The following is a 10167-nucleotide window of genomic DNA, read 5'->3' on the forward strand; positions in this document are numbered from 1 at the left end:
TGACGGTCTCCGCGCGGCGGGCCTCGGCGAGATGCTCCCGCACGAGGCGTCCGATCCCGCCCCGCAGGCCGCAGGCGTCGCGGTCTGGTCGCGGTACCCGCTCTCGCCACCCGAGCGGGTCGCCGGATTCAGCCTGGGAGTCCTGCGCACGGACATGGCCGGCCCCGCGGGTCCGGTGACGGTGGTGGCGGCTCACCCCGTCGCGCCCGTGTTCGACGGTCCCGCCGCGGTCGAGGAGGCGGACCGTCTGAGGTGGTACCTCGGCGGGTTGCCCGGACCGGCCCCCGTGGTGGTGGGCGGCGACTTCAACGCCACCTGGGACCACGCCCGGTTCCGCGGACTGCGTGGGCTAGGGTACACCGATTCGGTCTCCGGCGGTGGCGACGGCTGGGTGCCCACGTGGCCAGCCGACGGGCGCGTCCCGCCACTGATCGGCATCGACCACGTGCTCGCGCGGGGAGCGTCGGCGGTGGGGGAGACCAGGACCGTCCGGGTGGGTGGCACCGATCACCTGGGCGTGATCGCGACGGTACGTCTTGCCGGGGACCGGGTCCGTTGACCTACGATGCGCACCATGAGTTCACGCATCCTGACAGCAGCGTCCGGCCTCGGTGCGGTCGCGCTCGCCGTGGTACTCGGAGGTTGTGGCGGGGCGACCGTGGAGGGGGAGGCGCCCGAGGTGGCCACGGAGTCCACCACGACGTCCGCCGCGTCGAGTACCCCGTTCGCCGAGGAGCGACCGGAGAAGCCCACCGGGCCCGTGACACCGCCCCCGCCGCCCGAGCCGCAGCCGGAACCGATGCCGGGGGAGCCCGCGCCGGAACCACGAGCGGACGACACCCCGGCGGCTGAGCCCGCTCCCGTCGCCCCCGGAGGCGGTGACTTCGTCGCGCTGCTGCAGAGGCAGGACGTCGCACTCCCCGAGGGCGTGGATCCGGTGGCCACCGCCGCGGAGGCGTGTGGCCGCTTCGACGGGGGCCAGCAGATGGACGAGGTCTCGGGGTGGCTCGGCGAGTACGGGCGGTTGGGCCCCGAGCAGCAGGGATTCTTCCTCGGCGCCGCCGTGGGTACCTACTGCCCCCAGAACTTCCCCAAGCTCGGCTGAGCCCGGCCGGTGTGAGCCCGGCGTCTCACATCCGGCTGTACTTGGCACGGCCCAGGGAGTAGACGCCGTACAACGCGATCCCGACGCCGGTCATGATGAGCAGGATCTGGCCGAACGGCTGCTCGCCGACCGTTCGCAGCGCGGCATCGAGTCCGCCCGCCTTCTCGGGATCCGCGGTCACGACCGCCGCGATCACCAGTCCGCCGAGGATGACCAGGGCGGCACCCTTGGCGATGTACCCGAGCTGACCGGAGACGACGATGGCCCGCCCGACGTGTCCGCCCCCGGTGCGTTCCAGGTCCTCGACGAACTTCTTGGTGGCGCCCTTGTAGACGTGATACGCGCCCACGCCGATGATCACGAGGCCCACCACGACGAGCGCGACCTTGCCCGGTGCGGAGCCGAGCAGTCCGGCGGTGGTACCGGACGCCGTCTCGGAATCCGAATCGGATCCACCGGAGGCGAACCGGGCGGTGGTCACGCCGAGAGCGAGGTAGACGGCGGCCTTGGCGCCCGCCTTGACCCTGTCCGAGGCCTCCTCCGATCCCAGGATCATCTCGATGACCTGCCAGAGACCGAGGGCGAGGAAGCCGATCGCGCCGACCCAGAGGAGGGCCTGGCCACCCGGTGCGGAGGCGATCTCGGCGAGGGCACCCGAGTTGGACGCCTCCTCTCCGCCCGATCCGGTCGCGATCCGGATGGCGATCCACCCGATGAGCAGGTGGAGGATCCCGTTCATGACGAAGCCCGCGCGGGCCAGCCACTCGAGGGCGGGATGGTCGACGGCGGAGCGGGCGGCGCCCTGAACGGAGCGAGGGGAACTGGGTGTCTTCATCTCAGCACTCTCCCACGAGCTCGGCTTCCCCACGACCTCGGCGGTTCACCACTCGATCTCGCCGAGGACGTCGTTCCGCCGACGGAGCTCGGCCAGCCGCTGTTCGGCCGCGCGGTGCTCCTCGGAGCGGCGGCGGGCCTGTTCGGCGAGTGCGTCCGCCTCGACCTCGGCCAGGAGGAGCTGGAGACGGTCCTTCTGTTCGCGCAGTGTCTCGACCGAGGTGTCCATCGCGATGAGCTTGCGTGAGCCCGCGCTGGCATGGAGGAACGGGTTCCGTTCGAGGATCAACCTCGCCTCCTCGGGGTCGAGCACCCGCGACAGCTTGAGCAGCACGGGGTAGCTCTCGCCGTCGCCGCCGGTTCCCGGTTCGTGATCCGGGTCCAGGGCGGCCGCGACCACCTTGAGTGGTCTGGCCCTCGGGGAGGCGCTCCGGAAGTCCACGTCGTCTGCGTCCACGAGCTCCCGACCCCTTCCGTTCCCCGCCTCCTGGCGTTCCCCGGTCCTGGGTCAACCGTAAACGCCCCGGCCACAGGGGCCGGGGCGTTTCAACGATTACGCGAGCTGCGGGATCAGCAGTCGTAGTACAGGTCGAACTCGTGCGGGTGCGGACGCAGGTTGACCGGGGCGATCTCCTTCTCCCGCTTGTACTCGATCCAGTTCTCGATCAGGTCCTCGGTGAACACGCCACCCGCGGTGAGGTACTCGTGATCGGCCTCGAGGCGGTCGAGCACCGCGGAAAGCGAGGTGGGGGCCTGCGGGATGTCGGCGGCCTCCTCCGGCGGGAGTTCGTAGAGGTCCTTGTCCACGGGGGCGTGCGGCTCGATCTTGTTCTTCACGCCGTCCAGGCCCGCCATCATCATCGCGGCGAACGCGAAGTACGGGTTGCCCGACGAGTCGGGACAGCGGAACTCGATGCGCTTGGCCTTGGGGTTGTTGCCCGTGATCGGGATACGGACACAGGCCGAGCGGTTGCGCTGCGAGTACACCAGGTTGATCGGCGCCTCGTAACCCGGGACGAGCCGGTGGTACGAGTTGATCGTGGGGTTGGTGAACGCGAGCAGGCTGGGCGCGTGGTGGAGGATGCCACCGATGTAGTAGCGGGCGACGTCCGACAGTCCCGCGTAGCCGGCCTCGTCGTGGAACAGCGGCTTGCCGTCCTTCCACAGCGACTGGTGGGCGTGCATGCCGGAGCCGTTGTCACCGAAGAGGGGCTTGGGCATGAAGGTCGCGGACTTGCCGTTCTTCCACGCGGTGTTCTTGACGATGTACTTGAAGAGCTGGATGTCGTCGGCCGCGTGCAGGAGCGTGTTGAACTTGTAGTTGATCTCCTGCTGGCCACCGGAGCCCACCTCGTGGTGGAAGCGCTCGAGCTCGAAGCCGGCGTTGGTGAGGTTGGTCGACATCTCGTCGCGCAGGTCGACGAAGTGGTCGTAGGGCGCCACCGGGAAGTACCCGCCCTTGGGGCGGACCTTGTACCCGAGGTTCGGTGAACCGTCGGCCTCGGACTCGGCTCCCGTGTTCCAGTTGCCGGCGATCGAGTCGACCTCGTAGAAGCCGTGGTTGGTGCCCGAGCCGTAGCGGACGGAGTCGAACACGAAGAACTCGGCCTCGGCACCGAAGAAGCAGGTGTCGGCGATGCCCGTGGAGATCAGGTACTCCTCGGCCTTGCGCGCGACGTTGCGGGGGTCGCGGCTGTAGGCCTCACGGGTGAAGGGGTCGTGCACGAAGCAGCTGATGTTCAGCGTCTTCGCCTTGCGGAACTGGTCGAGGCGAGCGGTCGACACGTCCGGCAGGAGCATCATGTCGGACTCGTGGATCGACTGGAACCCCCGGATGGACGAGCCGTCGAACGCCAGGCCGTCCTCCATCATGTCCTCGTCGAAAGCCGCGGCAGCGATCGTGAAGTGCTGCTCGGCGCCGGGCAGGTCGGTGAACCTGATGTCGACGTACTCGACGCCCTCGTCCTTGATGAACTTGATGACCTCGTCCGGAGTGGAGAATGCCACGATGTCGCTCCTCGTCTCTCTGTGCGACGGGCAACCGGTGCCGCCCGTCGTGCGGTGACCTCACGATATGGGCGAGGTGTTGCCCGGCCGTCAACCGAATGTTTCGGCAGTGTTACAGAGGCGGGCCGGGTGGTGTCCCTCCCAATAGGGGTCAGCCTAGTCAACCACTGCGGGGGAACGTCGACACGGGGATCGACCGGGCCCCGGTTACCCTGGGAACCATGCGTGAACTTGCAGGATCATGGCTGTCCGGCCCGACCTCGTCCGGCAACGAGCCGGAGCAGGCCTTCAAAGGTGAGCGGCTCGGGCTGCCCCGGTACGGCGAGGGCTCTCTCGCGCCGCTGGGGGTGCGTCTCGGCGCGCTACTGGTCGACTGGTTCCTGGCCTACGGGTTCGTGGGACTCGTCGTCACCCTCGGTGGACCGGGCCTGCTCGGAGGCGAGACGTTCTCCGCCGTGGCCAGTTGGGCGACTCCGCTGCTCTGGGGCCTGTCCGGCGTGGTGTGCGTCTGGCTCTTCGCCCAGACGCCCGGACAGGCACTCTTCGGGATCGGCACCGCACGGATCGACGCCGACGAGCGGGTCGGTGTCCTCCGTGCGATCGTCCGGGTCGCCTTCGTGTTCTTCCTGCTGCCTCCCCTCGTCCAGGACGAGGACGGCCGCGGCCTGCACGACAGGGCGACGGGTACGGCGCTCATCCGGACCCGGTGACCCCGGAGCTGGTCCCGGTGGCCCCGGTGGCCCCGGAGACGGATCCGGGGATCTGTTCGCGCTAACCCGTCGGCGCGGCCGGCGAGTGCGACCGGCGCGACCAGCGCGACCGGTGGGCGTGACGGGCTCCGGCCCCGGTCAGCCCCGTCGCCGGGCGCTGCGCTGCATGTTGCGGACCTTCGCGCCCTGGGGGAGCGGGCCCTTGGGCATCTGGTTCTGGATGCCGGTCTTGGTGCCCAGCGCACGCAACCGGGTGTCCAGGGCGTCGACCTTGGCGCGGTTGATGTTCATCGGGTAGCGGGTCAGGCGACGGTTGAGCTTGCGCAGTGGGACCTGTTCAGGGGTCGTCCCCTCCTCGTCGCCGACGATCAGCTCATAGATCGGGGTATCACCGACGACCCGGGCGACCTTCTTCTTCTCCTGCAGCATGAGTGGCTTGAGCCGGTGCGGCTGCCCCTCGCCCACGAGGACGATCCCGCATCGGCCGACCACGCGGTGCACGGCGTCGAAACTGGTCGTCGCCGCGACGGCCTGATTGACGCGCCAGCCCGATCGGAGCTGATCCAGTGCCCACGCCGCCGCACCGGGCTGTCCTTCGGCCTTCGCGAACACGGTGTTCTGGACGCGGCGGGAGAAGATCACCATCGCCAGCATCAGACCGGTGAGGACACCGAGTGGGAGCATCCACCACTCCCCGCCCCAGAGCGAACCCAGGAGGAAGAACGCGGCGGTGGAGAGGATCAACGCGCCGATCATCAGGGGCCACAGGAGTTTGTCCTGCTTGGACTGGATCTTCAGGGCCTCCCACATCTGCCCGCGCTGCGCTTTGCTCGCCTGCCGCCGTGCAGCCCGAGCCGCCTTCTTGTCCGCCTTGCTGACCTCGCTCTTCGCCATACCGTTCAGGATACGTGGCGGGGACCACCGTTCGGGAACCGCGGTTCGCCGCAGGGGTGGACAGGGCGAGCAGGACGGGTGGCGCGGCTGAGTCGGCCGGGCGGCCCGGCTGAGACGGCCGGGTCGGACGTGGGCCCGCGGGGGGTCAGGCCCGGGCGCGCGCCAGCACGGACGAGGCCTCCTGCGAGGCGGCGCCCCCGGAGGTCAACTGCGCGAGGTGCTGCGGAACCTCCTGGCCGCGGTGTTCGAGAGCCTGGACGTAGAGGCGACCGGCCCGGTACGAGGACCGCACCAGTGGACCGGCCATGACCCCGGCGAAACCGATCTCGCGCGCCTGGTCGGACAACTCCACGAACTCCTCCGGCTTGACCCAGCGGTCGATGGGATGGTGCAGCGGACTGGGCCGGAGGTACTGGGTGATGGTGAGGATGTCGCACCCCGCGGAATGCAGGTCGATCATCGCGTCGACGATCTCCTCCGTGGTCTCACCCATCCCCAGGATGAGGTTGGACTTGGTGACCAGCCCGAAGTCACGGGCAGCGCGGATCACTCCGAGGGACCGGTCGAACCGGAACGCCGGCCTGATGCGCTTGAAGATCCGGGGGACCGTCTCCACGTTGTGCGCGAGCACCTCGGGCCGGGACTCGAAGACCTCCGCGAGCTGATCCGGATCCCCGTTGAAGTCGGGGATCAGGTTCTCGACGCCGGTGTTGGGGTTGAGTTCGTGGATCTTGCGGACCGTCTCCGCGTACAGCCACGCGCCACCGTCGTCGAGGTCGTCCCGGGCGACGCCGGTGATGGTCGAGTACCGCAGGCCCATCTCGCGAACGGACTCCGCCACGCGCCGCGGCTCGTCCCGGTCGAGGGCACTGGGCTTGCCCGTCGCGATCTGACAGAAGTCGCAGCGTCTCGTGCACTGTTCGCCGCCGATGAGGAAGGTGGCCTCGCGGTCCTCCCAACATTCGTAGATGTTGGGGCAGCCGGCCTCCTCGCACACCGTGTGCAGGCCGCCGGTCTTGACGAGGCCCTTGAGTTCCTTGTACTCGGGGCCCATCGTGGCCCGGGTCCGGATCCAGGAGGGCTTCCGCTCGATCGGCGTCTCGGCGTTGCGGGCCTCGATGCGGAGCAGTTTGCGGCCTTCGGGAGTGACAGTCACGGCCGCCAGCCTACGCTCGAATCACCCCACGGGTAGTCGACCGTCGAGCGCCTCCACCACGTCGGAGGTGACCTGGTCGAGGACCTCCGAGACGGGGACGTCCCGTCCGAGTTCGGCCGAGAGGGACGTGACCCCGGCGTCGACGATCCCGCAGGGGACGATCCGCGAGTATGCATCGAGATCACAGTCGCAGTTGAGCGCGAAACCGTGCATCGTCACCCCGCGCTGGACACGGATCCCGATGGCGGCGATCTTGCGCTCCGGCCGGCCGTCACCGGCCGGACACCACACCCCGGACCGGCCGTCCACCCGGTCGACCTCCACCCCCATCCGGGCGCACGTGGTGATGAGGGCCTGCTCCACCCGGCGGACGTACTCGACCACGTCGATGGGGTCCGACAGGGCGATGATCGGGTACCCGACCAGCTGCCCGGGTCCGTGCCAGGTGATCCGACCACCCCGGTCCACGTCGACGACGGGGGTCCCGTCGACCGGGCGATCCGACGGCTCCGTGCGCTTCCCGGCGGTGTACGTGGCCGGGTGTTCCAGGAGCAGGATGGTGTCCCCGCGGGCTCCGTCGGCACGCTCCTGCGCGAGCGTTCGCTGCAGCTCCCAGGTAGGGGTGTACTCGACGGTGCCGAGGCGGCGGATCTCCGGCTCGACCGGATCGCGGCGCAGGGACAGACCGGTGTGGGACATGCCGTCCACTCTAGGCCGAAGGGTCCCGCAGACGACGAGGGGCGCCCTCCCGGAGGAGGACGCCCGTCGCGCTGTCGTCGGGACCTACAGTCCGAGGTCTCCCTCGAACTCGGCCTTCTGCAGACGGTCCTTGACCGTGGTGAGGAAACGACCGGCGTCCGCGCCGTCGATGAGACGGTGGTCGTAGGTCAGCGGCAGGTAGCCCATCGACCGGATGGCGATGGACTCGCCGTCGTCATCGGCGTCCACCACGGGGCGCCGCACGATCGCGCCGGTCCCCAGCATCGCCGCCTGCGGCGGCACGAGGATCGGGGTGTCGAACAGTGCACCCTCGCTCCCGATGTTGGTGATGGTGAACGTGCCCCCCTGGAGGTCGTCCGGGGTGAGCTTGGACGCCCGCGCCCGCTCCGCCAGGTCGATGATCGCCTTGGCGAGCCCCGGGATGTCCAGGTCCTGGGCGTCGCGGATGACCGGTGAGAGCAGCCCCGCCTCGGTGTCCACGGCGATGCCGAGGTTCACCGAACCGTGGTAGGTGATCTCGTTGGTGTCCTCGTCGTACGACGCGTTGACGTTCGGGTGCGAGACCAGGGCCTCGACCACCGCCTTGGCGTAGAACGGCAGGTAGGTGAGCTTGACGCCGTGCTCGTCCGCGAACCGGCTCTTGGTCCGGGCCCGCAGTTGCGCGACGCGGCTCATGTCCACCTCGAAGACCTGCGTGAGCTGCGCGCTGGTCTGCAGCGACTCGCGGGTCTTCTTGGCCGTGATCTTGCGGATCCGGTTGGCCTTCTTGGTGGTCCCGCGCAGCTCGGCCAGTTCGGGTCGGACTCCGGCCCTGGACGGGCCGCCTGCCGGGGCCTTCTTCTCCGCGGGGGCCTCGGTGCCGCCCTCGGCGCCACCCTCGGCCGCGGCGAGGACGTCCTGCTTACGGATGCGTCCGCCGATCCCGGTGCCCGTGACGGAATCCAGGTCCACGCCGTGCTCCTGCGCGAGCTTTCGCACGAGCGGGGTGACATAGGGGGAGGTACCGGAGGCGGAGCCCGTGGCGCCGCCCTCGTTCTCCGCCCCGTTCTCCGCCGCGGCGAGCACGTCCTGCTTGCGGATGCGCCCACTGGCCCCGGTGCCCTCGACGGTCTCGAGGTCGACACCCTTCTCCTCGGCGAGCGTCCGGACCAACGGGGTGGGGGACGGCGAGGTGCCGGACTTGGCGGCCTCCGCCGGTTCGGCCCGCTCGCCCTGCGCGCCCGAGGATCCCGGGCCGTCGGCCGTGTCCGCGGACTTCTCGGCCTTGGCGGCGGCCTTCTTCGCCGCCTTCTTCTCGGTCTTCGGGGTCCCGCCCGCGGCGTCGTCCTGCTCCGCAGCGCCGGCAGCGTCGGTGGCATCGCCCTCCGCCTGCGCGGGGGCGTCATCCGGACGGGTGGACTCGGCGGCGTCGGACGTTCCCTCGTCGGCGGGCTCGTCGTCCTGGTCGGAGGAGTCGCCGTCGCCGATGACGGCGAGGACGGCACCGACCTCGACGGTCTCGTCCTCGTCGGCGACGATCTTCTGCAGGGTGCCGGCGACGGGGGAGGGGATCTCGGTGTCGACCTTGTCGGTGGAGACCTCGAGTAGGGGCTCGTCCATCTCGACGGTGTCGCCCACGGCCTTGAGCCAGTTGGTGATGGTGCCCTCGGTGACGGATTCGCCGAGTTCGGGCATGGTGACCTCGGTGCCCTTGCCGCCCGAGCCCTTGCCGCCCGAGCCGCCGGAGGACGTCGCGGGCTTCTCGGCGGGTGCCTCGTCGGCCTCCGCGGAGGTGTCGGCCTCGTCGGCATCGTCATCGGAGTCGTCGTCGACATCGTCGTCGGAGGACTCCTCCGCCGGCTCGTCGGCGTCGTCCGATCCACCGGAACCGTCGTCGATGACCGCGAGTTCGCCGCCGATCTCGACGGTCTCGTCCTCGTCGGCGACGATCTTGGACAGCGTGCCCGCGGCGGGCGACGGGATCTCGGTGTCGACCTTGTCGGTCGAGACCTCGAGCAACGGCTCGTCGACCTCGACGGTGTCCCCCTCCTTCTTGAGCCAGCGGGTGACGGTGCCCTCGCTGACGGATTCACCGAGAGCCGGCATCTGTACGGAGAAGGCCATGGTGTCGTGACTCCTCAAGAGTTCTGGGCGCTGCCCGCCGGCGCGATCCGCACCCGCGTGAGCGGCGACATGGTGGTGGGCTATCGATTCTTCGAGACGACCCGGGACGGAACCACTGTGGCGGCCCGCCCGGACGATCGACCCCCATTGTGCCCTGTGCCACCTACCGGTGTCGGCGGACGCTCCGATCCCGGCGTCTGTGGGCGCCCGATCCGCCCGGCGGCCGCGCCATCACCGGTGCTCGGGCTCGGTACGATCGATTCGGCGTAGACGGCCCCACCCCGGACGGGGGGCCGACGGGAGGAGACCGACAGTGGCGATCCGCGATCTTTTCCGGCGGCGGCAGACGCGGATCCCCGCGGATCCCGCCGACCTCGCCCACTTCCGATCCTGGTGCGAGACCCGGGTGGGGATCGAGGCGTACCTGGAGCCCGAGACCCTCGTGTCGGTGCCCGGGCTCCTCCTCGTCGCGTTCGACGGCGAGTGGACGCGACGCCCGGTGGGGGACGTGGCCACCGCGCGCAAGCTCGCCGACGAGCTCAAGATCCCCCTCTACGACGCGATGGAGACCGGGTACCCGGACCGGATGCGGCTCTTCGAGGAGGTCCGCATCTCCCGCGAGCGCAAGGAGAGGGCCC

Annotated in this window: 11 protein-coding genes; 4 read left to right on the forward strand and 7 right to left on the reverse strand. The window is 69.9% G+C overall.

The genetic code is table 11. From position 1 onward, the window contains the following. The coding region (locus tag G6017_RS15935) for an endonuclease/exonuclease/phosphatase family protein (protein WP_182618237.1) at positions 1–559 on the forward strand (559 nt) is incomplete at its 5' end. A 15-nt stretch (positions 560–574) separates the two neighbouring features. Continuing rightward, the gene (locus tag G6017_RS15940) at positions 575–1105 is read left to right on the forward strand and encodes a DUF732 domain-containing protein (RefSeq protein WP_241730614.1); all 531 of its coding nucleotides are present in this window, start codon (positions 575–577) and stop codon (positions 1103–1105) included. A gap of 25 nt (positions 1106–1130) precedes the next feature. Here the strand turns inward: G6017_RS15940 and G6017_RS15945 are convergent, their stop codons facing one another. The 3 genes from G6017_RS15945 to glnA form a co-directional block, all read right to left on the reverse strand. Continuing rightward, positions 1131–1940 carry a DUF1206 domain-containing protein gene (locus G6017_RS15945; protein WP_182611208.1) on the reverse strand — a complete coding sequence of 270 codons (810 nt, stop codon included), beginning with the start codon at positions 1938–1940 and terminating at the stop codon, positions 1131–1133. Between the two features lie 45 nt (positions 1941–1985). Beyond that, positions 1986–2396, reverse strand: coding sequence for a hypothetical protein (locus G6017_RS15950; RefSeq protein ID WP_179525013.1), 411 nt, complete (start codon positions 2394–2396; stop codon positions 1986–1988). A 113-nt stretch (positions 2397–2509) separates the two neighbouring features. Beyond that, complete coding sequence (glnA, locus tag G6017_RS15955; RefSeq protein WP_179525014.1) at positions 2510–3946, reverse strand: type I glutamate--ammonia ligase; 1437 nt, start codon at positions 3944–3946, stop codon at positions 2510–2512. Between the two features lie 221 nt (positions 3947–4167). Between glnA and G6017_RS15960 the strand changes: the two genes are divergently transcribed. Further along, positions 4168–4656 carry an RDD family protein gene (locus G6017_RS15960; RefSeq protein ID WP_179525015.1) on the forward strand — a complete coding sequence of 163 codons (489 nt, stop codon included), beginning with the start codon at positions 4168–4170 and terminating at the stop codon, positions 4654–4656. 138 nt (positions 4657–4794) lie between these two features. Here G6017_RS15960 and G6017_RS15965 read toward each other — a convergent pair whose 3' ends face one another. From G6017_RS15965 to sucB, 4 genes are all read right to left on the reverse strand, one after another. Further along, positions 4795–5550 (reverse strand): DUF4191 domain-containing protein, encoded by a 756-nt coding sequence (locus G6017_RS15965; RefSeq protein WP_179525016.1) that lies wholly within the window; start codon positions 5548–5550, stop codon positions 4795–4797. A 145-nt stretch (positions 5551–5695) separates the two neighbouring features. Then, a complete protein-coding gene (gene lipA / locus G6017_RS15970; protein WP_182611207.1) occupies positions 5696–6706 on the reverse strand; it encodes a lipoyl synthase in 1011 nt (336 codons plus the stop codon). A 21-nt stretch (positions 6707–6727) separates the two neighbouring features. Then, positions 6728–7405: a lipoyl(octanoyl) transferase LipB gene (gene lipB / locus G6017_RS15975; RefSeq protein ID WP_182611206.1), complete on the reverse strand. Its 678-nt coding sequence runs from the start codon at positions 7403–7405 to the stop codon at positions 6728–6730. Between the two features lie 84 nt (positions 7406–7489). Then, positions 7490–9529: a 2-oxoglutarate dehydrogenase, E2 component, dihydrolipoamide succinyltransferase gene (gene sucB, locus G6017_RS15980; RefSeq protein ID WP_182618239.1), complete on the reverse strand. Its 2040-nt coding sequence runs from the start codon at positions 9527–9529 to the stop codon at positions 7490–7492. A gap of 313 nt (positions 9530–9842) precedes the next feature. Here sucB and G6017_RS15985 point away from each other — a divergent pair. After that, on the forward strand, positions 9843–10167 hold a 325-nt coding region (locus G6017_RS15985; RefSeq protein WP_182618241.1), incomplete at its 3' end, for an oxidoreductase.

Source organism: Dietzia sp. B44, from assembly GCF_014145245.1.
Taxonomy (GTDB): domain Bacteria; phylum Actinomycetota; class Actinomycetes; order Mycobacteriales; family Mycobacteriaceae; genus Dietzia; species Dietzia natronolimnaea.